General features: G+C 64.3%; 25 protein-coding genes and 1 pseudogene. 14 read left to right on the plus strand and 12 right to left on the minus strand.

The features are described 5' to 3' along the window. The first annotated feature begins 226 nt into the window (after nucleotides 1-226). A complete protein-coding gene (locus AS181_RS23520) occupies nucleotides 227-1,909 on the plus strand; it encodes a Mu transposase C-terminal domain-containing protein (RefSeq protein WP_058253861.1) in 1,683 nt (560 codons plus the stop codon). A gap of 4 nt (nucleotides 1,910-1,913) precedes the next feature. After that, the gene (locus AS181_RS25055) at nucleotides 1,914-2,060 is read left to right on the plus strand and encodes a hypothetical protein (RefSeq protein WP_175404389.1); all 147 of its coding nucleotides are present in this window, start codon (nucleotides 1,914-1,916) and stop codon (nucleotides 2,058-2,060) included. 14 nt (nucleotides 2,061-2,074) lie between these two features. Here AS181_RS25055 and AS181_RS24785 read toward each other — a convergent pair. From AS181_RS24785 to AS181_RS23530, 3 genes and pseudogenes are all read right to left on the minus strand, one after another. After that, nucleotides 2,075-2,500 (minus strand): annotated as a pseudogene (locus tag AS181_RS24785) (class I SAM-dependent methyltransferase); the annotation flags it as partial. Nucleotides 2,501-2,503: 3 nt separating this feature from the next. Beyond that, nucleotides 2,504-3,001, minus strand: a complete 498-nt coding sequence (locus AS181_RS23525; protein ID WP_231742688.1) for a DUF5313 family protein — start codon at nucleotides 2,999-3,001, stop codon at nucleotides 2,504-2,506. Then, complete coding sequence (locus AS181_RS23530; RefSeq protein ID WP_374100852.1) at nucleotides 2,932-3,255, minus strand: YgaP family membrane protein; 324 nt, start codon at nucleotides 3,253-3,255, stop codon at nucleotides 2,932-2,934. Before AS181_RS23530 ends, AS181_RS23525 begins: the two co-directional genes overlap by 70 nt. Nucleotides 3,256-3,405: 150 nt before the next feature. Between AS181_RS23530 and AS181_RS23535 the strand changes: the two genes are divergently transcribed. Then, a complete protein-coding gene (locus AS181_RS23535) occupies nucleotides 3,406-5,493 on the plus strand; it encodes an MMPL family transporter (RefSeq protein WP_058253864.1) in 2,088 nt (695 codons plus the stop codon). Nucleotides 5,494-5,608: 115 nt separating this feature from the next. Continuing rightward, entirely contained in the window at nucleotides 5,609-5,872 is a 264-nt protein-coding gene (locus tag AS181_RS23540; RefSeq protein WP_058253865.1) for a metal-sensitive transcriptional regulator, read from the plus strand. A gap of 93 nt (nucleotides 5,873-5,965) precedes the next feature. Here AS181_RS23540 and AS181_RS23545 read toward each other — a convergent pair whose 3' ends face one another. Next, the gene (locus AS181_RS23545) at nucleotides 5,966-6,502 is read right to left on the minus strand and encodes an Rv2732c family membrane protein (RefSeq protein ID WP_058253866.1); all 537 of its coding nucleotides are present in this window, start codon (nucleotides 6,500-6,502) and stop codon (nucleotides 5,966-5,968) included. Continuing rightward, on the minus strand, nucleotides 6,499-7,704 hold the full coding sequence (locus AS181_RS23550; RefSeq protein ID WP_058253867.1) for an NAD(P)/FAD-dependent oxidoreductase: 1,206 nt from the start codon (nucleotides 7,702-7,704) through the stop codon (nucleotides 6,499-6,501). Before AS181_RS23550 ends, AS181_RS23545 begins: the two co-directional genes overlap by 4 nt. A gap of 578 nt (nucleotides 7,705-8,282) precedes the next feature. On the opposite strand from AS181_RS23550, the gene AS181_RS23555 reads away from it, so the two are divergent. The 6 genes from AS181_RS23555 to AS181_RS23580 all read left to right on the plus strand — a co-directional run bounded on the left by AS181_RS23555 (nucleotide 8,283) and on the right by AS181_RS23580 (nucleotide 14,510). Then, nucleotides 8,283-9,677: an MBL fold metallo-hydrolase gene (locus AS181_RS23555; RefSeq protein WP_058253883.1), complete on the plus strand. Its 1,395-nt coding sequence runs from the start codon at nucleotides 8,283-8,285 to the stop codon at nucleotides 9,675-9,677. A gap of 496 nt (nucleotides 9,678-10,173) precedes the next feature. Beyond that, nucleotides 10,174-10,917, plus strand: coding sequence for a GntR family transcriptional regulator (locus AS181_RS23560; protein WP_231742692.1), 744 nt, complete (start codon nucleotides 10,174-10,176; stop codon nucleotides 10,915-10,917). 28 nt (nucleotides 10,918-10,945) lie between these two features. Further along, nucleotides 10,946-11,284, plus strand: coding sequence for a rhodanese-like domain-containing protein (locus AS181_RS24790; RefSeq protein WP_082653028.1), 339 nt, complete (start codon nucleotides 10,946-10,948; stop codon nucleotides 11,282-11,284). Nucleotide 11,285: 1 nt separating this feature from the next. Next, nucleotides 11,286-12,128 (plus strand): sulfite exporter TauE/SafE family protein, encoded by an 843-nt coding sequence (locus AS181_RS23570; protein ID WP_058253870.1) that lies wholly within the window; start codon nucleotides 11,286-11,288, stop codon nucleotides 12,126-12,128. A 79-nt stretch (nucleotides 12,129-12,207) separates the two neighbouring features. After that, entirely contained in the window at nucleotides 12,208-13,980 is a 1,773-nt protein-coding gene (gene ctaD / locus AS181_RS23575) for an aa3-type cytochrome oxidase subunit I (RefSeq protein WP_058253871.1), read from the plus strand. Further along, nucleotides 13,977-14,510, plus strand: a complete 534-nt coding sequence (locus tag AS181_RS23580) for a hypothetical protein (RefSeq protein ID WP_058253872.1) — start codon at nucleotides 13,977-13,979, stop codon at nucleotides 14,508-14,510. The genes ctaD and AS181_RS23580 overlap by 4 nt, the downstream gene beginning before the upstream one ends. 609 nt (nucleotides 14,511-15,119) lie before the next feature. Here AS181_RS23580 and AS181_RS23585 read toward each other — a convergent pair. Further along, the gene (locus tag AS181_RS23585; protein ID WP_231742693.1) at nucleotides 15,120-15,956 is read right to left on the minus strand and encodes a sigma-70 family RNA polymerase sigma factor; all 837 of its coding nucleotides are present in this window, start codon (nucleotides 15,954-15,956) and stop codon (nucleotides 15,120-15,122) included. A 33-nt stretch (nucleotides 15,957-15,989) separates the two neighbouring features. On the opposite strand from AS181_RS23585, the gene AS181_RS23590 reads away from it, so the two are divergent. Further along, the gene (locus AS181_RS23590) at nucleotides 15,990-16,205 is read left to right on the plus strand and encodes a YgaP-like transmembrane domain (RefSeq protein WP_058253873.1); all 216 of its coding nucleotides are present in this window, start codon (nucleotides 15,990-15,992) and stop codon (nucleotides 16,203-16,205) included. 22 nt (nucleotides 16,206-16,227) lie between these two features. Here AS181_RS23590 and AS181_RS23595 read toward each other — a convergent pair whose 3' ends face one another. From AS181_RS23595 to AS181_RS23605, 3 genes are all read right to left on the minus strand, one after another. After that, the gene (locus AS181_RS23595) at nucleotides 16,228-17,400 is read right to left on the minus strand and encodes a hypothetical protein (RefSeq protein WP_058253874.1); all 1,173 of its coding nucleotides are present in this window, start codon (nucleotides 17,398-17,400) and stop codon (nucleotides 16,228-16,230) included. Continuing rightward, the gene (locus AS181_RS23600) at nucleotides 17,401-17,808 is read right to left on the minus strand and encodes a DUF302 domain-containing protein (protein WP_058253875.1); all 408 of its coding nucleotides are present in this window, start codon (nucleotides 17,806-17,808) and stop codon (nucleotides 17,401-17,403) included. Nucleotides 17,809-17,883: 75 nt separating this feature from the next. Further along, nucleotides 17,884-18,387 carry a hypothetical protein gene (locus tag AS181_RS23605; protein WP_058253876.1) on the minus strand — a complete coding sequence of 168 codons (504 nt, stop codon included), beginning with the start codon at nucleotides 18,385-18,387 and terminating at the stop codon, nucleotides 17,884-17,886. Between the two features lie 106 nt (nucleotides 18,388-18,493). Between AS181_RS23605 and AS181_RS23610 the strand changes: the two genes are divergently transcribed. Then, the gene (locus AS181_RS23610) at nucleotides 18,494-19,222 is read left to right on the plus strand and encodes a DsbA family protein (RefSeq protein ID WP_058253877.1); all 729 of its coding nucleotides are present in this window, start codon (nucleotides 18,494-18,496) and stop codon (nucleotides 19,220-19,222) included. Between the two features lie 11 nt (nucleotides 19,223-19,233). Continuing rightward, on the plus strand, nucleotides 19,234-20,106 hold the full coding sequence (locus AS181_RS23615) for a cytochrome c biogenesis CcdA family protein (protein ID WP_058253878.1): 873 nt from the start codon (nucleotides 19,234-19,236) through the stop codon (nucleotides 20,104-20,106). 37 nt (nucleotides 20,107-20,143) lie between these two features. Here AS181_RS23615 and AS181_RS23620 read toward each other — a convergent pair whose 3' ends face one another. Genes AS181_RS23620 through AS181_RS23630 form a run of 3 tightly spaced genes read right to left on the minus strand, consistent with a single transcriptional unit; the run spans nucleotide 20,144 to nucleotide 21,847 of the window. Next, complete coding sequence (locus AS181_RS23620; protein ID WP_058253879.1) at nucleotides 20,144-20,491, minus strand: DsrE family protein; 348 nt, start codon at nucleotides 20,489-20,491, stop codon at nucleotides 20,144-20,146. After that, on the minus strand, nucleotides 20,488-21,177 hold the full coding sequence (locus tag AS181_RS23625; protein WP_307814812.1) for a class I SAM-dependent methyltransferase: 690 nt from the start codon (nucleotides 21,175-21,177) through the stop codon (nucleotides 20,488-20,490). Before AS181_RS23625 ends, AS181_RS23620 begins: the two co-directional genes overlap by 4 nt. Before the next feature lie 43 nt (nucleotides 21,178-21,220). After that, nucleotides 21,221-21,847: a peroxiredoxin gene (locus tag AS181_RS23630; RefSeq protein ID WP_058253881.1), complete on the minus strand. Its 627-nt coding sequence runs from the start codon at nucleotides 21,845-21,847 to the stop codon at nucleotides 21,221-21,223. A 116-nt stretch (nucleotides 21,848-21,963) separates the two neighbouring features. Here AS181_RS23630 and AS181_RS23635 point away from each other — a divergent pair, with 116 nt between their 5' ends. Beyond that, entirely contained in the window at nucleotides 21,964-22,584 is a 621-nt protein-coding gene (locus AS181_RS23635; protein ID WP_175404390.1) for a GntR family transcriptional regulator, read from the plus strand. Nucleotides 22,585-23,229: the final 645 nt, after the last annotated feature.

Genomic DNA, 23,229 nt, shown 5'->3' on the forward strand with positions numbered 1-23,229 from the left:
TTCTTCACGCACCGACGCCGCGCAGTGCCCACACGTCATTCCGGAGACGATCACTGTCGATGTGCTCATGAGATGTGCCCTTTCGGTACAGCAGTTGTCAACTTCAGAAGACGGCTGCACTCGTTGCAGGCGTTTCGAGGGTGAGTGCACGTGTCTTCTGACATTCTGATGTCAGAAGTGCGGTGCACGGTCGCACGCTCGGCTCTCGGTGACAGGGAGGCTTGTGATGGACCCCGACAAGCTCGACGTCGTGGAGACCGGTGTGCTGACAGCGTCGGGGGAGCGGTGGTCTCAGGCTGAGGCCCGTTTCGCTGTCCTGGCTCCCTTGCTGGAGATGCATCCGGTGCGTTCGGAAGCGGTCGACGATGCCGCGCAACGGTTGGGATTGTCCAGGCGGCAGGTCTACACGTTGGTCGGCAGGCTCAGGAACGGGACGGGGACAGTCACCGATCTTCTGACGAAGGTCTCGTCGGGAGGGCGTGGCCGCAGCCGAGTGACGGCTGAGGTCGAGGAAGTGATCGGCGATCATCTTACCCGCTATTTTCTTCACCGCCAGAAGCTGAGTGTCGCTGCGCTGCACCGACGTATAGCACTGGCGTGCCACCGCGCGGGTCTGCCAGTGCCGGCCAGAAATACCGTCACCGCGCGTATCGCCGCGCTCCATCCGGCATCGGTGGCCAGGTCACGTGGAGGACCCGATGCCGCCCGCCCACGTCAGTCCGCCGGCGACAGTCCACCGACGGTTTCCGGGATTCTCGATCAGGTCCAGATCGACCACACCGTCGTTGATCTGATGGTCGTTGACGAGTACGAGCGGCAACCGATCGGCCGCCCCTACCTGACGATCGCCATTGATGTCTTCAGCCGTTCCGTACTCGGGTTCGTCGTCACTCTGGAGCCGCCGTCGTCGATATCGGTCGGGTTGTGCCTGGAACGCGTCTGCTGCGAGAAGCAGACATGGCTGGAGGCGTGCAAGCTCGCGGAGCAGGTGCAGTGGCCGATGGCAGGGAAGCCGAAACAGTTGTATCTCGACAACGCCTCCGAGTTCAAAAGCGAAGCGCTGCGCCGCGGATGCGCCCAGCACGCCATCACACTCGAATACCGTCCTCCGGGCCGACCGCACTACGGCGGGATCGTCGAACGCATCATCGGAACGGCGATGACGGCGGTGCACGAGCTGCCTGGGACCACCTTCTCGAACCCAGCGGACCGAGGAAGTTACGACTCGGACAAGCACGCGGCGTTGACATTGCGTGAGTTGGAGCGCTGGCTGGTCCTGGCCATAGCCGCGTATCACGTGAGCGTTCACACAGGGATCGGGAACACTCCGGCCGCCGTGTGGGCCGGCGAGGTCGCCGCAGTTGGTCACGCCCCTCGTGTGGTGCTCGGCGAAACCGCGTTCCTGGTGGACTTTCTTCCCGTCATCCGGCGACGTCTGACGCGCACGGGCTTCGTTCTCGATCACGTGCACTACTTCTCGAACGCGCTCAAACCGTGGGTTGCGCGGCGAGAGGACCTGGGGCGGTTCGTGATACGACGTGACCCACGCGATTTGAGCAGAATCTGGGTCCTCGAACCAGACGGTGCCGGCTATGTCGAGGTGCCGTACCGGACGATGTCACATCCCGCGGTGACACTGTGGGAGCACAGAGCTGCTATCGCCCGTCTCCGCGAACAAGGTCGGTCGAACGTCGATGAGAGCGCACTGTTTTCGATGATCGAGCAGATGCGCGAGGTCACCGACCGCTCGCAGAAAGCCACCCGCAAAGCCCGGCGCAACCGTGCCCGCCGCACGCATCTCACCGGCGACGCCGCGTGTGCACCGATCCCGGCGATCCACCCGCCGGTGGAGCCTCGAGCGGACGGCGGCACCGCAACGCCTGTCTTCAGCGACATCGAGGAATGGTGAGGCGATGACCGCATCGACAGGAAGCAGCGACGAACCCACCGAGTCGTCCATCGAGGATGTGGGGCACCTGCGGGAGTCGGTTCGACCGCTCACCGCACTCGACGACGCGGAGCGGATCCATCGAACCGGCCGGATCGACGAGGCGACGTGATCGGCGAGGAGCAACGTTCCACCTGGACGCAGCACTCGCGACATTTCCGCGAGCGCGATGTCCGTGGAGGGGATGGCGCAGAGCGAGAACGTGCACACCACGGTGTCGAAAGATGCATCGGGAAAATCCAGAGCGTGAGCGTCCCCGAGAGCTAGGCGAGCGTCGGGTCTGACGCCGGCGGCCCGAGTATGCGCCTGCGCGAGCATGTCCGGGCTCAGCTCGATTCCGGTCAACGACGTCCCTGCCGGGTAGTGCTCGAGATTGAGTCCAGTTCCCACTGCGACCTCGAGAACCTTGCCTCGGGCGCGACTGCAGATCCAGGACCTGGTGTCGCGGAAGAGGACTCGGTCGAGAAAGGTCATGTGTTTGTCGTAACCGGCCGCTTGCTTGTCCCAGAATCGCTGCCACCGGGCGAGACGGTGCGTTGGATCGACGACCATCGCTCAGTGCTCTCGGCCGGGAGCGATGGGTGCCGCGGCGGTGCGTGAGGCCCCGGGCTCGGGGTGCGCCGCGAGATAACGCTTCTTGACCAGTTCCGATTCCTGCGCTTTGCGGGAGTTCGTCAGATCGCGCGGCAGCATGTGCCGTACGAGGCGGCGTTGCCGATTCTCTTCCATGTACGAGGCGGTGAAGAACACCGAGAGCAGGACCGCGAGAAGCACCATGGAACCACGCAGCCACAGCTCACCCGGAAAGAACATGAACACGGCGTAGATGGGAAGAAACGGAACCTGGCCGCGAATCAGGTGCCGAACGACGGCGTGATCACCCGTCAGATCGTTGGCCACCCAGTCCGTCATGGTCGAGGGAAGAGTGCGGCCGAAGGCGTAGCTGACCCACTGCCACGGCGTAGGGCGGGTCCTGTCGCGGTTCACCGGGTCGGCGTCATTGTGCTCTGGCGCATCCCCAGCCGCCGCATTGCCAAGCTGGCCGGGCACCATCCGACTGCCGAGTACAGCAGCAGATTCCCGCCGACGAATGCTGTCAGGGCATGCCAGCGGCGGTCGTGAAGGGAACCGGCGGCGAGGCTGGCGAGGATCATGGTGCCCGCCAGCGCGGGGACTGCGCGTTCGATACTCGGTCCGCCGGGGCCGGTGAGAGTGTCGGTGCATGACATGCGGTAGAGCCTCGCTTCTCTGCGTGTGGTGCGGTCGTTCGTGCATACCCTAGGGGGTAGAAGGAATGGTATCACCATACCCCTGGGGGTACTGTGTTACGGTTTCTCCATCATCCCGACCAGTAAGGACATGATGTGAGTTCTACGGACGTTCGAACCGACGAGAGTTCTGCAGACAGCTCGCCGCCAGGGATCACCGGGGGGCCGTTGGCGCGCTTCGGTGCGCGCATGGCAGGCAATTTCAAGTGGGTGGTGACCGCGTGGCTCGTGGTGATCATCGGATTGGGAGCGTTTGCCCCGTCGGTGTTCGGCTCTCTCGCCGGTGCCGGTTGGCAGGCCAATGGATCGGAGTCGGTCCAGGTTCGCGAACTCGCACAGGAGCACTTCGGCGGGAACTCTTCTGCCGCGATACAGGTTGTGGTGCACTCGGACACCGAGCAGGTGACGGATCCCGCTGTTGCGGCTGTCATTTCCGAGGTCACCGACATTCTGGCCGCTGACTCGCGGATTTCCGAGGTGATCCCCCCGCAACCGGGGATGTCGATCAGCCCCGACGGGCACACCGGAATCCTCATCGGTGGAGCGAACGGGACGACCGACGAGATGGTGAAGGCCGTCGACGATCTCAAGGGTGACTTGACCGCAGCCTCCACGGACTCGATCGAGGTCTACCCGACCGGAGCATCGGCGCTGTGGAGTGACTTCAACAAGGCCAACCACGACGCGATGATCAAGGCCGAAATCATCTCCTGGCCGGTCACATTGGCGATCATGGTGCTTGCGTTCGGATCGCTCGTCGCGGCAGGTCTGCCCCTGCTGTTGACGCTGGCCGGTCTGGTGGCATCTGCGGGTGGCTTGGTTCTGCTGAACGAAATCACGCCGATCTCGGTGTGGGCCATGAACTTTGCGATGATGTTCGCGCTGGCGCTCGGTATCGACTACGCGCTCTTCCTCGTCGTTCGATTCCGGGATGCGCTCCGTAAGACCATCGACGCCGGACGGATCGACCCGCAGCGTGCAGTGGCAGAAACGATGGACACGGCAGGCAAAGCAGTCCTGCTGTCCGGTCTGACCGTGCTGATCAGCTTGTCTGCCGTGCTTCTGGTACCGGCACCTGCTGTGCGCACGATGGCGGTGGGCATCATGCTCGCGGTGGTGTTCGTCCTCGCGGCCACCCTCACACTGCTCCCCGCAGTTCTGGGCAAACTCGGAGCCAAGGTCAATGCCGGGTCCCTCCCGTACGCGAAGCGACAGGTGCACCGTTCGCCGAAATTCGCGTCCTGGGGTCAGCTGCTGCACAAGCATCCGTGGCCGTTCGCCATCGGCTCGCTGTTGATTCTGGTGGCGCTGTCGATTCCGGCACTGGGCCTGAAGGTCGCCATGCCGTCCATTTCGGTTGTGCCCGAGGACGCTCCGGTCCGGCAGGGCTACGAACTGGTGCAGGCGCAGATGGGTGAAGGTGCACCAGGAATGCTGCAGATCATCGCCCCCACATCGGAGGCGGAGCAGACCGCACAGATCGCAGCGAGCGTCGACGGCGTATCGATGGTGACGCCGCCCATGCCCGCCATGGACGGATCCGACTTCGTCATGCTGCAGGCCATCCCGAACGTGGACCCGTCGGACCCCGCACTCGAGACCACACTCGACGCGTTGCGTGCCGAGCTGCCCGAGGGAGCGATCGTCGGCGGTGCACCCGCGGAGAACCTGGACCTGCAGACCGCGTTGAACGAGTATCTGCCGATCGTGGTGTCGGTGATCCTCGTACTCGGATTCCTGCTGCTGCTGATCGCACTGCAGGCACCGCTGATCGCCCTGCTGGGGACCGTGGTCAGCCTGCTGTCCACCGGAGCGGCCTTCGGTGTGGCGAAGCTGATCTTCCAGGACGGTCACGGCTCGTCGCTACTCGGATTCACCCCGCAAGGATTCCTGAACGGCTGGGGACCGGTGTTCTTCTTCGCGATGATCTTCGCAATCGCGATGGACTACACGGTGTTTCTGCTGTCGAGCGTCAAGGAACACTACGAGAACACCGGTGATCCGCACGGTTCTCAGGTCGACGGAATGGCGCATTCGGGTCGGGTTATCTTCGCGGCTGCCGCGGTGATGATCGCGGTGTTCTTCTCGTTCGCGCTCGCCGAACCACTGCCACCCAAGGAGATGGGAATCATCCTCGGCGTCGCCGTACTGCTGGACGCGATACTCATCCGCCTGGTTCTGCTGCCGGTGTTGTTGCGGTTGACCGGCCACGCCGCATGGTGGTCACCCACGTGGTTACGAGCAGTACTACCCAAGATCGGCTTCTCGCACAGCTGAGTGTCAGCAATCTCGAGCAACACAGTGGTGGCCGATACCGTCCGGTGTCGGCCACCACGACCACTCTTACCCCTAGGGGTAAACTGGAGTTTCATCGAACGAAGGACTGAACGACATGACCGGTGACACCGAAAGCATCGCATTGGTATTGAACCGTCTGCGGCGTGCGCAGGGTCAGCTTGCAGGAGTGATTGCCATGATCGAGAGCGGTCGGGACTGCAAGGATGTCGTCACCCAGCTGGCCGCGGTATCGAAGGCTCTCGATCGGGCGGGCTTCAAGATCGTGGCCACCGGACTCCGTGAGTGCATCACGGGCGCGGAGACGGGCGAGAAGATGACCGAGGCCGAGCTCGAGAAGCTGTTTCTCGCCCTCGCCTGACAACGGTCCGATCACCCCCGCATCGATGCACGGGGGTGATCGGAGCGAGGCAGGGTATTCGGTTCGAGGTGGGGTGATCGGGCCCGCGACGTGTCAGCTCCTGCGCGCTGGACCGGGCTGCTCGTCCGGGCGGGTGAACACCACACGTGCCCAGAGAACAGTGGAGAGCAACGCGGCCACCGCACCCAGATACAGTCCGATCGATGGACCTGCCACCGTCGCGGTCGGTGCCAGTGACTGACGCGCCCAGATCGCAAGCACACCGAACACCGTGGTGACACCGTTGCCCGCCAAAGCCAGAGCAGCCCACCGAAACCGCCGAACCAGTCGCGCGATCGAGGCCGCTACGACGGTGAACGTGAGAGTGAATGCGGTGAACAGCGTCGCCAACACGCCCGCTGACTCCGCGTCGGCGCTTTCGGTGCGCAGAAGAACGTCGTACCCGTGTGCGCCGCCGGTGTGCGGAAGCGCCATTCCGAGCACGGCCGCCGACACCAGAACGAACAGATACGGGGTGAGCCGGGTGATCACCACCTCCGGTATCACGCGTCGTTCGATGGCCTCGAACACCGACCGGTAGTGGCTCAGGTCGCCCTCGCGGTCGTAACTGTGCGGCGGTCGACCGTTCACGCTCGGCCGGTGAGAATGGCATTCCAATACAACGCCGGCAGTCCGCGTCTCTTGAGGAACCACATGTCGCGGCGTTCGCGGGTGGTGTCGATCAGCGGTATCGAGGGAGCCGGCTGCATCGTGTAGTCGAACTCGGCCAGAAGCATCGTCTTGCGAGAGGTGGTCAAGGGGCAGGAGGCGTACCCGCCGTACTGTGCGGTCAGTGGACGGCCGGCGATGCTCGCCTGCAGGTTCTCGGCAACCACGGGTGCTTGCTTGCGGATGGCGGCACCGGTCTTGGAGTTCGGTGACGATCCGGCGTCACCGAGGGCGAAGATGTTGTCGAACCTGTTGTGTCGCAGTGTGTTCTTGTCGATCTGGACGTATCCGGCTGGATTCTCGGGGTCCGCTATGGGGCTGGCCTTGATCCAGTCCGGTGCGGATTGGCGCGGTACGACGTGGAGCAGGTCGTAGGGTAGCTCGTCGGTGGTACCTGCGCTGTTATCAGTGATCGTCACCGATCGGCCGTCCGGGTCGACGGCGGTGACTTCGCTGTTCTTGCGCACCTCGATGCCGTAGCGCGCCACGACTCGTTCGAGCTCCTCGGCGAACACCGGTACCCCGAACATTCCGGGTGTGGGCAGGACGAGGACAACTCGGATGGCGTCGAGCACGCCCTGCTCTCGCCAGTAGTCGGCCGCGAGGTACGCGATCTTCTGCGGGGCACCCGCGCATTTGATGGGGCCGGACGGCATCGTGAACACTGCGGTGCCCGACCGCATCTTCTGAATCATCTGCCACGTCTTGGGCGCGAGATCGTAGCGGTAGTTGCTCGAGACCTGCGGGGTGTCGATCGATTCGGCCATGCCGGGCACCGAATCCCAGTCGAGCTGGATGCCGGGGCACACCACCAGGTGGTCGTAATGGATCGTAGTTCCCGAGGAGGTGCTGACCGTCTGGGCATCCGGGTCGACCCCCTCGGCGCGATCCTTGATCCAGCCGACGCCCTGGGGCATCACCGACGCCTCGCTACGCGCACTTTCCGCGGCCGGGGCGCGGCCTCCACCGACGAGCGTCCACAAAGGTTGGTAATAGTGGGTCTCTGCCGGCTCGATGATGCCGATGTCGGTCATTCCTGCTCGCCGCAGACGTGCCGCGAGCGAAATACCGGCGTTGCCTCCGCCGATGATCGCGACTTTGTGGTCGATGGTGTGCGCGGACATGTGGTCCTCCTGTTCGAGACACGAGCTCGGTGAGCTGTCTCGATTTCGGTTGGTGCCGGGGTGGTTCAGCTCGACGTCGGTGTGGCGCGAGCTGAGTGGTCACGACATTGGTGGTCACTGAGGCCAGGTGCACTGCATCCACAGCAGTCGTGCTGGAAGGTCATTCCGGCGTTCGAGCAGGTGGTGCAAGGACACGTGCCGAGGTGTACGTTGCCCTCTCCTTGATTGATCGTCCGGATGTACGTACATTATGGATGAGGCTAGTCGCCGATTCCGGCAAACGCCACACTCGGGACGAATGAAGTTTCCTCGTCCATCCCGAGTCGGCGAGTGCCGGACGACTGAGGAGGACGTGATGGTCGGCAACCGCTGCGGTGCCGCTGTGAGTCGTCGCGCCTCGCTGGATCGGCCGGTTCCCACGCCCCTGGGTGTTCGTTGGTATGCCGACCCAATCCACCTCCACCCCGTGAGATCGGGAGCGTGCGCCTCGCCGCACAGGACCTCTTGAAAATACCCCACGGGGTACCATGAATCTTGACACCTGTACGAACGCCGCCACGATCGACAAGGAGATTTCGATGCTTCTCGAACGCATCTACGACGAAGACCTCGCCCAAGCCGGATACTTCATCGGCTGTCAGGCCAAGGGGGAGGCAGTGGTGGTCGACGCCCGCCGCGACATCGGTGTGTATCTGGACCTGGCCGCTCGGCATGGCATGACCATCACCGCCGTGACCGAGACCCACATCCATGCCGACTACCTGTCCGGCACTCGCGAGCTAGCCGAGGCCACCGGGGCGGTCACCTACGTCTCAGGAGAGGGCGGCGACGACTGGCAGTACGGCTTCGAGGCCGAACGCCTCCACGATGGTGACACGCTGGCTCTGGGTAACATCACCGTGCAAGCCGTTCACACGCCCGGTCATACCCCGGAGCACCTCTCGTTCCTGGTGACCGACGGTGCCTTCGCCGATGCTCCGGGATACATGTTGACGGGCGACTTCGTCTTTGCCGGCGATCTCGGCCGACCGGACCTACTCGACGAAGCTGCAGACGGTGTCGACACCCGGTTCGAGGGTGCCAAACAGATCTTCCGCAGCCTGAAGCGATCGTTTGTCACGCAGCCGGACCATATCCAGGTCTTTCCGGGTCACGGTTCGGGCAGTGCCTGCGGAAAAGCTCTCGGCGCGCTCCCGTCGACCAGCGTCGGCTACGAACGCCGTTTCGCTTGGTGGGCCGGGTATGTCGAGCGCGACGACGAGCAGGGCTTCGTCGATGAGATGCTCGACGGCCAACCGGATGCACACGCCTATTTCGGCCGGATGAAGCGTCAGAACAAGCAGGGCCCGGTCGTTCTCGGGCCACTCTCTCCGCTGCACGAGTACGACTCCGCAGACTTGGCACGCGCTCTCGACTCCGACGAGGTCGTCCTCCTCGACACCCGCGGCCACGATGAGGTGCACGGCGGCGCTGTCCCCGGAGCGCTCAACATCCCCGGCATCGGCAAGGCAGCCTCGTTCGGTGCCTGGGTCTACGACCCCGAGCGAGAGGACACTCCACTGGTGGTGCTCGCCGAGGACCGCACTGTCGCCGACGAGCTCCGTGATCACCTGCTGCGGGTCGGCATCGATACGGTGACCGGGTACGTCACAAGTCTACGAGGACTCCCCATGACGACACCCGAGACAATCGGTGCGGACGAGCTGGATTCGTTCGACTCGGCAATGGTGCTGGACGTGCGCAACAAAACCGAACACGCCGACGGCCACATACCTGGCTCCGAACAGCTCAGCGGCGGCCGATTGCTGTGGAACCTCGACGGACTGCCCACGGGCGGACCGATCGTGACCTATTGCCAGAGTGGCGTCCGTAACGCGGTCGCAGCCAGCGCCCTGCGCCGCGCCGGCTACCGAGTTGTCGAACTCGAGGGCAGTTACGCCGCCTGGGCCGAGCGCAAGCTCGAAACAGTCTGATCGAACACGCCCGAATCGGGGGCGGTCGTGCTGTCCGCCGCCGGTTCGGTCCTGTGCTCGCCCTGTCGGCTCGTTGCCACCTGCGGTAGAGCAGACCCCGGGGCGACACTCCCGATCCGGTACCCGACTGGGAAGCGAGGTGATGCCGCGTCGCTGCGCCGACGGATTCGCCAGGTTCGGCGCGATCTCCACCAGGAGCTCGTTCGTGCTCGGCGAGAACTTTTCTCGATGCGAGGGTCGTCTCGTTGCGTGTCGACGACGCCGACGGATGGTCCGTCGGGGGACGGGGGAGCTGCGGTCCCCGAGATCCTCGGTCGACATCGCTTCGACGCGTAGGGAGCATCACCGCCGTCCGTACGGATGTACGTACATTTGTTGTACAGTGGCCCCGAGGGTCAGCAGCAGGCGGCTCGAATTCGGATTCCGACACAGATCGACAGGAGGGCCTCTGATGGTTGAACCAGATCGCAGTGCCGCGCTCGACCGCTCCAGTGCGATGCCGCTGTGGGCGCAACTGCATGCCGATCTGGTCCGCCGAATCGGTGACGACGAATTCGCCGGCTCCGAGTTCCCGGGCGAGCATGCGTTGACGACGAGCTACGGCGTCAGCCGTCACACCACCCGCGAGGCCCTGCGGCACCTGCGGAACGAAGGAATCCTGATTGCAGAGCGTGGCCGGCCTTCTCGGTTGGCGGCTCCGCCGGTGATCGAGCAGCCACTCGGTGCGCTCTACAGTCTCTTCGCTGCTGTGGAAGCCACGGGTGTTGCTCAGCACAGCGTGGTGCGTGCACTCGAACTGCGGACCGACCCCGCGGTGGCCGCTACCTTGCAGGTCGGTCCCAAGGCTCCGCTGCTCTACCTGGAGCGCATCCGTATGGCAGGGACCATGCCGTTGGCGCTCGACTATGCCTGGTTGCCGGGGGATCTGGCACGCGACCTCCTGGATGCGGACTTCACTCACACGGCTCTGTACATCGAGCTCGAGAAACGCTGCGGCATCCGCCTGACCGGTGGCCGCGAGGACGTCACTGCCGTCGTCCCGGATCCGGAGGATGCGGCAGCACTCGAACTCGATTCGAAGACCGCCGCGCTGTCGATCCGCCGCTTGGGCTGCATGAATTCCCGGCCGGTGGAGTTGCGGCACACAGTGATTCGAGGAGATCGGTTCACCGTCTCGGCCACGTTCTCACCGAGCGAGGGCTATCGCTTCGTGCCGGCCACGCCGCTGCACGCCCTGTAAGCACCCACTGATCCAAGGAGCGTTGTTCATGACTGAAGCACCACCGGAAGCCGATCCGGCCGCCGCACACGCACTGATCGCCGAATCAGGAGCCATCCTGATCGATGTCCGCGAGGACGACGAATGGGCAGCCGGCCACGCCCCGGACGCCGTCCATGTACGCCTCGGCGATCTCGATCCTGCTGCCTACCCTCCTGATCAGAAATTGGTCGTGGTGTGCCGCTCGGGCGCTCGGTCGAGCAAAGCTGTCGCGGCCCTCACTGATGCCGGTCGCACAGCGCACAATCTGTCGGGCGGAATGAAAGCGTGGCACGAAGACGGCCGCCCTGTGGTCCGCGATGACGGCACCCCCGGCGCAGTGATCTGACATGATCGCCACCCTCGCGATCGCAGTCGCCGCAGGGATTCTCATCGGGCTCTCCCTCGGCGCACTCGGTGGTGGGGGATCGATACTGACTGTTCCTGCCCTGGTGTATCTCCTGGCGGTCGAACCGCAATCGGCAACGAGCGCCTCGCTGATCATCGTCGGAATCACCTCGATCATCGCGGCCGTCAGCCATGCGCGAGCACTGCACGTTCGGTGGCGGGCAGCGGCAGTGTTCGGAATCCTGGGCTCGGTCACCGCCTTCGGTGGATCGATCCTCAACCGATCGGTCGACCCGCAGATCTTGCTGCTCGCGTTCGCGGCACTGATGATCGTCGCCGCCGGCGCGATGCTGCGCCGCACCAGGCGCGGACACGATACGGACCTGCCGACACCGAACCCGGCCGAGACCCCGGGAACACGCCCGAGCGCCGTCGCGGTCGCCACCAAGCCCGCAAAAGTGAAGATCACCGCGTCGCAGGTAGTCAAGCTGGTCGCCTCCGCGCTCGTCGTCGGCTTCCTCACGGGTTTTCTGGGAGTGGGTGGCGGCTTCCTCATCGTCCCCGCTCTGGTTCTGGCACTGGGCTACTCGATGCCCGTCGCGGTCGGAACGTCACTGGTGATCATCTCCATCACCAGCGCGGGGGCCTTCATCGAACGCCTCGGCACGGGTGCCGCCATCCCGTGGGAGATTGTCGTACCGTTCACCCTCGCGGCAATTGCAGGCTCGTTCGCAGGAAAAGTCATCAGCGACAAAGTCACTGCCACCACACTCACCCGTAGCTTCGCCGCCCTGTTGCTCGCCGTGGCCGTCTACGTCACCGTCCAGGCCTCCATGGCCCTGTAACGCACATCGTTGTGCATCACAGCCTATTTCTGCGCACGCAAATGCGGCGCATCGCACACCTGGATCGAGGAGATCGTCGATGACCGCACTGATTCCCCGCCCTGAGGCGGCCAGGCCGTATCCGATGCGTCACGAGCCGAAGGGCTCGACGCTGTTCCAGCTGGTGACCACCACCGATCACAAGACGATCGGCAAGATGTATCTGGTCACCTCGTTCGGGCTCTTCCTCATCGGCGGGTTGATGGCGCTGCTCATGCGCACCGAACTCGCCGTACCGGGGTTGCAGTTCCTGTCCAACGAACAGTACAACCAGCTCTTCACCATGCACGGCACGATCATGCTGCTGCTCTACGCCGTCCCTGTCGCATACGGATTCGCCAATTACATTCTGCCGCTGCAGATCGGGGCACCCGACGTCGCGTTCCCGCGACTCAACGCGTTCGCGTACTGGCTGTATGTCTTCGGATCGCTGATCGTGCTCGCCGGGTTCATCACCCCGGGAGGTGCCGCGGACTTCGGGTGGACCGCCTATACGCCGCTGACGAGCGCACTGCATTCCCCCGGTGTCGGTGCCGACCTGTGGGTACTGGGCCTGATCCTGTCCGGCTTGGGCACGATCTTGGGTGCGGTCAACTTCATCACCACCGTGGTGTGCCTGCGCGCACCCGGCATGACTATGTTCCGGATGCCGGTCTTCACCTGGAACATGCTCGTGACCTCGGTGCTGGTACTGCTGGCGTTCCCGACCTTCGCGGCCGCGTTGGCCGGGCTGGCCTTCGATCGACACTTCGATGGTCACGTGTTCGACCCGGCGACCGGGGGAGCGGTGCTCTGGCAGCACCTGTTCTGGTTCTTCGGCCATCCCGAGGTCTACATCGTCGCGCTCCCGTTCTTCGGCATCGTCTCCGAAATCTTTCCGGTCTTCAGCCGCAAACCCATCTTCGGCTACAAGGGTCTGATCTTCGCCACCCTCGGCATCGCAGCGCTCTCGATCACGGTGTGGGCGCACCACATGTACGCCACCGGAGCTGTTCTGCTGCCGTTCTTTTCGTTCATGTCCTTCCTCATCGCCGTGCCGACCGGGGTGAAGTTGTTCAACTGGATCGGCACCATGTGGCGAGGACAGGTCACCCTGGAAACCCCGATGCTGTTCAGCATCGGATTTCTGATCACGTTCCTGTTCGGCGGACTGACCGGTGTGCTGCTGGCCAGCCCCCCGATCGATTTCCACGTCACCGACACCTATTTCGTGGTGGCGCACTTCCACTACGTGCTGTTCGGGACCATCGTCTTCGCCACCTACGCCGGGGTGTACTTCTGGTTTCCCAAGATCACCGGACGCATGCTCGACGAACGCCTCGGCAAGTGGCACTTCTGGACGACGTTCGTCGGGTTCCACATGACGTTCCTGGTCCAGCACTGGCTCGGCAACGAAGGGATGCCGCGCCGATACGCCGACTACCTGCCCTCCGACGGATTCACCACCTTGAACCTGATCTCCTCGATCGGAGCGTTCATCCTCGGGCTGTCCACGCTGCCGTTCGTGTGGAACGTGTTCAAGTCCTACCGATACGGCGAGGTCGCCACCGTCGACGATCCGTGGGGCTACGGCAACTCTCTCGAATGGGCCACCACCTGCCCACCGCCCCGCCACAATTTCACCGAAATACCCCGGATTCGCTCCGAGCGGCCGGCGTTCGAGCTGCACTACCCTCACATGGTCGAGCGCATGCGCACCGAAGCCCACGTCGGGCTGACGGGCCACACCGCCGACGTGCGGGCACCCTCCGAAATCATCGCCGACGGCGTCGAAGAGGGCACCGCCAGCGGGACCCCAGAGGACAGACGGTGACGAGCACGCGGAGACTGCGCTCGACAGGTGCCGCTGTCCTGGTACCGGGGCGAGTGTCGTACGCGATCGCGGTCGCCATGGGGTTCTACGTGCTCGCGCTGATACTGGTGTTCACCTTCCTCGTCCCTCGACTCTCACCCGGGTCGGCGACCGCTGTCACCGCTGCCGTGGTGGCCGGCTTCGCGGTGCTGCTGATGGCGGCGATGATGTTCGCAGCCCGCACACCGCTGCATCCTGCAGCGGTGTCTCCGGTCCGCGACACGGCGGCGGAGCGAGAGGACGACATCGTCGAAGGGTGGGCGGTGGTCCTGAGCATCGACATCGATTCACGACGGGTGGAACTGGAAGTGACGGTGCCCGGGTCCGGAACGTACCGGTGCGATGTGCGTGCAGAACGGTCGACCGTCCGCGCACTGGTGACCGGTGCCACTATCTCGGTGTGGGTCGATCCTCATCATCGTCGGTCGTTGACCTTGGTCGGGGTCGGTCCGAGCATCGGCGACGATACCTCCGGGAACGGGCGTTGCTGATCGAGCAACCTCGCCCGCACCCCGCGGCGGCGCAAATCCGGGGTCGCAGACGTCGATCGCAACTACCCTCGACTGCCCTCCGGACGGCTGGCTGCGCCGGTGGCCGACGTGAGTGTGCCTGCGTGACATCGATTGTCCCGCGACGGAGCCCCCGCTTGCCGGCGATGGCGAGTGTGGTCGTGGTGTTGCACCTGATCGGGTGGGGGCTGTTCGTTCACTACGATGCGGACCTGCGCATGCACGGTCCGACCGGTCGACGCCGCGACAGGCGAGACCACGAAGACCGGGACCGCGACAACCGAGATCGCGAAGAAATGTGACTCGGGTCGCAGCCCTGGCAGGATCAGGGCTGCGGACCGCGATCTACTTCTTGGAGAACATGCGGGAGAACAATCCCGGTGACTTCGGATCGGAGTCGTGCCCCTTGCAGCGATTGGACGCCGGAACGCCCCGCATCACCTGATCGACGTGTTGACCACATCCCGCCCAGGTCGTTTTTCCGCATTTCTTGCACGTGACAGCCCTGCACATGAGTCTCTCCTTCGGTCGATAATTCACTTCCCAATATACCCTATGGGGTATCTGATTCTGGGTGTCGGGGATGATCGGTCATCGCGGTGGGCGGGGTCCGCCCAAGTGGGCGAGGTCGCAGACGAACTGTTCGGGTACCGCGCTGGTCCACGGCCGCAGGCCGAGTGCGGTCTTGATACCGATCAGGGCCTGTGCGATGGGTGGGCACCGGCGACACTGCCGCAGGTGCGTATCGATGCGGGCCGAGGCGTCGACATCGAGACGCCCGTCCAGGTAGTCCGATGCCGCGGCGAGTGTGCGCCGGCACGCCTGGGAGTCGTTTCGCGGGTGTGCGGGACCGTTGTCGAGGGCGCGTAGCAGCTTCACCCGTGCGCGGTGGATGCGCTTGTACACCGCCGCGGTGGTGAGCGCGCCGACCGCACCGATCTGTGTCGCCGTCCAGCCCTCGCCGTCGTGCAGTGCCAGGACCATTCGATCCTCGACGGTCAACGTCGCCAGCGCCGCTCGCACCGTGGACCGATCGCTGAGCGCCTGCGCCACCGTCTCGGGATGCTCGAGGTCGCTGATCGGTCCATCGATGTCGCCCGTGCCCGACGGTTCGGTGCGCTGATTCTCCGCGCGTGCGGCCACATCGCGGGCACGATTGATCGCGATTCGATACAGCCACGTCGAGAGCGCCGATTCGGATCGAAACGTTCTCCGGTTGCGCCACGCGCGTTCGAGGACGTCCTGCACCAGATCGTCGGTATCGGCCGGTGATCGTGTTATCGCGGCTGCGAAGCGACGAAGAGTCGTGCCCTGGTCGATCAGATCGCGCGCGAAGCGCTCGTCGTATGCCGCGCTGTCGAGGTCGGGGCTGGGCTGTTCGCGCGAGGAGCCGCGGATTGGTCCACTTCGGCGTTCTCGCCCGTCCAACAGTGAAAGTCCCTCTACAGAACTGGAATCATCATGTCGTTCGTCGAATTCATGCGCAGTACTGCCGGACGCGCACCGCGCATCGTCGTGGGAATCGCTCTGATCGTGGTCGCCGTCGCACTCGGCGGTGTCGGGGGCATCGTGGTGGGAGTGATCGGCGGCGTCTTCGTTCTGACCGGGGTGATCAACGTGTGTCTGCTCGGCCCGCTGTTCTCCGTCGATCTTCGAGGTCGACCCAAGACGTCCTGAACAGGGCGCGCGGGCGGGCAGCTCAGAAATGGGGGATCACCTTGAACGCGGTGTACCCGTCGCTGCTCTGGGCCAATGCGACACCGTTCGAGGTCACTGCTGTCGGTGCGGCACTCGGTGATGTACCGGTGACGCGGCCGGAGGTCGCATCGATGGCAGTCACCCCCGAGTCCGACGCGCCGTAGACGACGCCGCCGACCAGAGCGAAGCGGTCGGCACCGGGAAATTGATCGGCGGTGAAACCTCGGGTGCCGTATTGCTCGAACAGGACAGCGATGCCGTCGTCGGTGAGGTCTGCGGTGGTGATCATCGTCGCCCCGCTACTGCTGTCGGCGGTCACCACCATCGGACTGCGGCTACCGCTGATCCATCGGATCTCGGCATCGGAGAGTCGATAGACCGCCTGGATCGGTTCGGGACGGGTCGGGATCGTCCATGCCACGACCACTGCATTGCCGGCGGTGGCGACGAATCGTGCGGTCCCGGGGATCGCTGCGGGGGGCGGGGTGAGGGTGTCGGTGGACCAGGCGGTGTTGCCGGTGTCGGCGGTCACGATGCGCGCTGTGTCGCCGTCGACGGTGACCGCGTATCCACCGGATTCGGAGATCGCACCCGTCAGGTCGGTGCGGTGTCCGTCGGTTGCCGAGATGGCGGCCACGGCCGCGGGCTTTGCTGTCTGCGAGCAGTCGGCGTCGATCAGCAGCCCGGACCCGGTCAGGCAGCCTGCAGTGGAGACCGGACCCCATACGAGGTCGCCGGTGCGGGTATCGCGGGCGGTCATCGTGGCCGGTGCACCCGAACCGGGATCATCGATGTCCTCGGTGATCAACAGCTCACGGTTGTGTGTGCTGGTCACCGCGAACTTGTCGCGATCGGCGGGTACGTCCACGCCGAACCGTGGTGTGCCGGTGTCGTCGAGTACCTGCACCCGGTGCGAACCGGATGCGTCCGAGGAGTCGACGACTCCGACGAACCCGTCCTTGACGATCTTCGGCTGCGACAAGAACGGGATCGACCACAATGCCGTGTCTCCGAAGCCCGCGGGCGGCGCGGACGGCGACGACGGGTGCGCCGCCGGATCAGTGCCCGTGGCCTCTCGAGCAGGCGAGGAACTGCATCCCGACACCACCGCGACGGCGCACAGTGCAACGGTCCCGATCGCCGCCGCCGCTCTGCCGATACGGTGCGCACCCATCTACGTGGTGGTGCTGTCTCCGCCGAGTGCCATGATCGCGCTCTGCAGCAGTGCTGTGGCCCGGTCGGCGACCTCGGCCAGGCCCGCTGCATCCGAGAGCCCCACCATCACCTGGGGGTTCATCGCTTCGACGATGGTGCTGCTGCCGTCGGCTCGCACCACCACGTTGCACGGCAGCAGCAACCCCACCTGCCGATCAGTGTCGATCGCAGCCTTCGCCAACTGCGGATTGCACGCGCCGAGAATGACGTAGCGTTCGATGTCGGCGTCGATCTTGCTCTTCAACGTCGACTGCATGTCGATCTCGGTGAGCACTCCGAACCCTTGTTCGGCGAGTGCCTCACGGGTTGCGTCGACAGTTTCCTCGAACGGCATGTCCACTCGGGTACCGATGGCCAATTCGGTCATAGTTCGTTCGGTTCCTTTCGATCGGTTCGGGTGTCGGTCACGCGATGGTCGGTGCGCGGGTGAGCAGGTGCTCGGTCATACTGCGCAGGACGCGGAGGTGCAGTCGCGTTTGCGCCATCGGACGATCACCGCTGCCGTCAGCATCGCCAGGGACACCCCGGCGAGGATGGGTTGTATCGGTGCCCACAACCCCAGTGCACCCGAGGTGCCGAGCGCGAGAAGTACCAGCTTGTTGCACACCGGACACCCGACGGCGAAGAAGGTCAGTACGACACCGAGAGCGGCGGGTGTGCCGGTCCGCTCGACCCGCGCGGGTTTGTCGATCCCGAACCACAGTGCGGTCAACAGGGCAGTGGCCAGCAGAACTGGAAGCTCCCACGCCCGCACCGGCACCTCACGGCCGAAGACCGGCGTGTCGATGATGTCGGTGGGAATGCCCACTACCAACACCGTGACCGCACCGGCGACGGTGCCGCGTGCCGCCCGTATCCCCCAACGCCCGTACCGAGCGATCACCTCGTCATCGGAACGGCCTGCGGTTTCGACGACGAGGCGGTCGGACGTGGCGGGCTCGGTCATCAGCGAGTATCTCCTACGGGTTGTAGTTGTGTGAGTAGGGTGACACTGTGAGTGTATACCCAGATGGGTATCGCTGCCAGTATTGCCGACTGCCGAAAGGTATTGCATGACTTCGACATCTCGCTCCACTCGCCGACGAGACATCGTGCTCCTGGCCATCGCCGTGGTGGTGGCGGCCGTGCTCGTGGGAGCTCTCGTGCTCGGAACGACAGGTGACGGCGAGCAGTCGGAGGCGGCACCGGACGCCGGGTCGAGCAGCGTGAGCGGCCCGCCGGTGATGGGACCGCTCGGCGATCTGGCGCACCGCGAGCCCGATGATCCGATGGCCCTCGGCGACGTCGACGCCCCGGTGGTGATGATCGCCTTCTCGGATTTCCGGTGTCCGTTCTGCGCCCAGTTCAGCCGGGAAACCGAGCCGCAGCTGATCGATCGATACGTCGATACCGGCACCCTGCGCATCGAATGGCGAGATCTACCCATTTTCGGGCAACAATCATTCGATGCGGCCCGGGCCGGACGCGCCGCCGCCGCCCAGGGCAAGTTCTGGGAGTTCACCCGCGCCGTCTACGCCGATGCACCCGAGACCGGTCACGCGGACCTGACACTGGAGACGCTGCAAAGCTACGCGCAACAAGCCGGGGTACCGGACTTAGCTCGGTTCACCGCCGCCGCCACCGGCACCGCATTCGATGCCGCGATCACCGCCGACTCCACCGAAGCGCAGTCGCTGGGTATCCCGGCCACTCCAGCGTTCTCGGTCAACGGTGATCCGGTTCTGGGCGCGCAACCGTTCTCGGAATTCGTCGATCTGATCGACACCGCAGCCGGCGCGTAGGGCGGCCCACGATGTCGCAGATCGGACTTCTCGGAGCATTTCTCGGCGGGCTGCTGGCACTTCTCAGTCCATGCTCGGCCCTGCTACTTCCTTCCTTCTTCGCGTACGCCTTCGACGGGGCCGGCAAGCTCGCCGGCCGCACCGGGATCTTCTACCTCGGGCTGGCAGCGGTCTTGGTGCCCCTCGGTGCCGGAGTCGGTGCCATCGGCTCGGCGATCACCCGGTATCGCGAGGTCACCACGATGATCGGCGGCGTGGTCATCATCGCCCTCGGAGTGATGATCATCGTCGGTCGCGGCTTCGCGCTGGGGTCCGCTCAGAGAGCAGCCGCGCGCATCGACGTCTCCTCCACCGGATCGGTGTTCGCCCTCGGCGCGGTCTACGGGCTCGCAGGGTTCTGCTCGGGACCCCTGCTCGGCGCGGTCCTGACCGTTGCCGTCGCCGGCGGTCAGGCCGTATACGGCGGAGTGCTCATGGCACTCTACGCAGCGGGGATGGTGATACCCCTGTTCGTGCTGGCGCTGGTCTGGGACCGATTCTCGCTCGGATCACGAACGTGGCTGCGCGGCAAGGAAATCAGCATAGGACCGCTGAAAACGCACACGACGTCTCTGATATCGGGGGTGCTTTTCATCGGTATCGGAGTGCTGTTCCTGCTCACGGAGGGCACAGCGAACCTCGGCGGCGTCATGGGGGTCGACAGTCAGTACTCGCTGCAGGTCTGGATCAGCGACGTGGCCGACGCGGTACCGAACACCGCAGTGCTCCTGATCGCAGTGCTGGTGATCATCGCAGTCCTGACGGTACGCATCGTCCGTGGTCGAGACCGCGACACCGCAGCCGAGTCCTCCGAGCTCGGTGAACGCGAGAACCGAACTCTCTGAGACGGTGTGCCTACGACACTGGAGCGGGGATGTGATGTCAGGTGTAGAGCTGTGACCACCCATCTCGCTGACGGCGAGCGAGATGGAGCACTGCAGCGAGAACCACTTCGACACCCATCAGCAGATCGTCGTCACCGAGCCCTCTGCCCTCCAGACTGTTACGGCATGCTTTCACCGTGATGGAGGCCGAATCGATCAACGCCCGCATCTCCAATGAGATATCCGAACACCGCAGGGCCGCATCGAGGCCCGGTCCGAAGCACACGACTTCGATCGTCACCAGCTCGGTCGCAGCATCGAGAAGGTTGTGGATCGCCCGCACCACGGCGGTGGGTGTGGTGTTGACGGCGAACACCACACGCAGGGGAGTCGGATGATCGGTCACGTGAAGGCTCCGTTCTTCAGATCACGGTGAGCTGCGGTGCCCCACGGCTGTGCATGGAGAAGAACATCGATGGCCCGACCTTCGCCGACAGGGCGGACCAGATGTTCCAGCTCGTGGACCTGCAATCCGCTCGCGGCGCGGGCGAGGTCGTCGATGGCGGGCAGGATCGACGGATCGGGTGGGCCTCCGACTCCGTGAGTGAAGTTCTCGAGCGCATGACCGAGATACAACAGCCGTCCACCCGGTGCGAGCCAGCTTCCTGCACCGGCAAGGACGGCAACCAACTCGTCGACCGGTAGATGCAGGAAGCCGATGGCCACCAGATCCACCGGGCCGGGTGGCTCCCAGGCCCGGACGTCGGCGACGGTGTAGTCGATCGACCGGTCCTCCCCGCCGCTGCGTGCGAGTTCGATTGCCACAGAAGAAAAATCGACAGCGTGCACTGTCCACCCCGCGTCGCCCAACCATCGAGCGTGGCGCCCGTCCCCGCACCCCAAATCGACCGCCCGACCAGGGGTCAGCTCCGCAAACCGCGCAGACAGTGCCGCCGCCGGGGCCGACCCCCACGGATGCTCGACGCTGCTGTACCGAGCATCCCAGTCCGACGAATTCACTGATTCACGCCTTTCCACTGTTGACCACCGCTGGGTCGGACAACCCGACGCGTCGACGAAGCTGTGAGTCACTTCACTGTACCCCGGGGGGTAACAGTGTGAACGGGTGCCCTGGTCAGGGCTGCGCGGTCAACCGCAGATAAGGCTTCAAGGTTCGATATCCAGGGAACCGTGTTGTTGCCTCGTCGTCGGAAACGCCCAGTCCGATGATCACGTCTTGACCCGGCTGCCAGTCGGCGGGCGTAGCCACTGGCTGACCGTAGGTCAGTTGCAAGCTGTCGATCGCGCGCAGAATTTCCGTGAAGTTGCGGCCGGTGGACATCGGGTAAGTGAGGATCAGCTGTATCGACTTGTCCGGGGCGATGACGAACACCGAACGTACGGTGGCCGCCGCGCTGGCGCTCGGGTGAATCATGTCGTAGAGCTCGGAGACTGCGCGATCGGTGTCTGCGATCATCGGGAAATTCACTGCTGTGCCTTGCGTTTGACCGACATCGCCTTCCCATGCCAGATGCGAATTCACCGAGTCCACAGAAAGGCCGAGTAGCTTGACTCCACGTCGGTCGAACTCAGGTTTCAGCCGCGCTGCCGCACCGAGTTCGGTTGTGCATACGGGCGTGAAGTCACCGGGGTGGGAGAACAGCATTCCCCACGATTCTCCCAGCCATTCGTGGAAGGAGATCGTTCCTGTGGTTGTAGCGGCGGTGAAATCCGGAGCTGTATCGCCCAATCGAATACTCATCGGTGGCTCCTCTCAATTATCGGTGGAGCATAAATGATCGATCATTTATGATCGTACATGTGAAAGTCCCCTCGGAGTCGACGGATGCTCGGTCAAAGACAGGGCAGGGCGTCACGGTGACCGGTCTGCCCGAACAGATCAAAGATCTGCTGTGGGAACGAATAGCCGATGGCACGTACTCGCCAGGAGATCGGTTGATCGAGACGCGGATCGCTCGTGAGCTCGGCGTGAGCCAAGGTCCCGTCCGTGAAGCTCTTCGGCAGTTGGCCGGAATGGGCCTGGTGGTCTTCGAAGCCCACCGCGGGTGCCGAGTCAGACGGGTCGACCAGGACGAGCTCGATGAGGTGTCAGTGGTGCGCGCAGCACTGGAAGAGACAGCAGCACGACTTGCAGCCGGTCGCGGCATGGCGGTGGACCGCATTGCCGATGAAGTCGACGGTATGCGCTCCGCCGCCGTCGCCGCGAACGGTCGAGCATGGGTCGCGCACGCTATGGCATTCCATCGGCTCATCGTCGCGGCCTCCGGCAACAGCACACTGCTGTCGACGTGGGAGCATCTGTCGATCGAAGGTCGAACCGCTCAACTCGTATTGGCACCAGGATTCGACATGGGTGCCAGCACGGAACAGCACCAAGTAATACTCGAAGCGCTCGGTGCGGGCGATGCCGAAAGGGCCGCTCGGCTGTCCCGCGAACACGAAGAGACCTTCATCTGCGGCGACCCCACGTCAGATTGAGCGGAGGGCGCGACCACAACGACCGCAGCTGCCTCTGCTACGCGGCCCGTCACCTATCCAAACGGCAAGGCCGGTTCGGTGGATTCGGACGTCAAGCGACGCTATGCGCGATCCACATCCAGCCATAGTGACGGTGTATGAAACCCGTGCTCAGTTATTCGAAGATCGAACAAACCCGAACCGCGCCCCCCGGGGGGGGTAACGCGCCCTCTTATCGGAGGATTCCGTAGCACTCGCTCACGCCGCTCACTCTGATTCCGTTTGTCGGTGAGACGGCTGCTGGCTTCGTCAACGAGATTGTGGACATCACTCTTTAAGCTATGGCGACTTAGTCGACCCTCTAGTGCAGTCCACTTCTGACACAGTGCAGTCGTCTTCTGAAACTGACAGCAGTGGTGCCGACGACCCTCAGGAGGCCTGCCGCTGTGGCGTCTCGCCACACCACCTTTATACCCTACCCCCCTAGGGTAATCAATGGGTGGAGGTGGGTTGAGCTTCGGTGGGGGCGGAGACGCTGAGCCATCCGCGGCGGTGCAACATCAACAGGGCGGACGCCGCCGCCATGCCGGTGAGGACTAGAGCGATCCACACCAGTTCGGGCATGTCGCGGGTGGTGGCCGCGCTGAACAGCCACCCGGTCGCGGC

The sequence above is a fragment of the Gordonia sp. SGD-V-85 genome (assembly GCF_001456905.1).
Lineage (GTDB): Bacteria > Actinomycetota > Actinomycetes > Mycobacteriales > Mycobacteriaceae > Gordonia > Gordonia hongkongensis.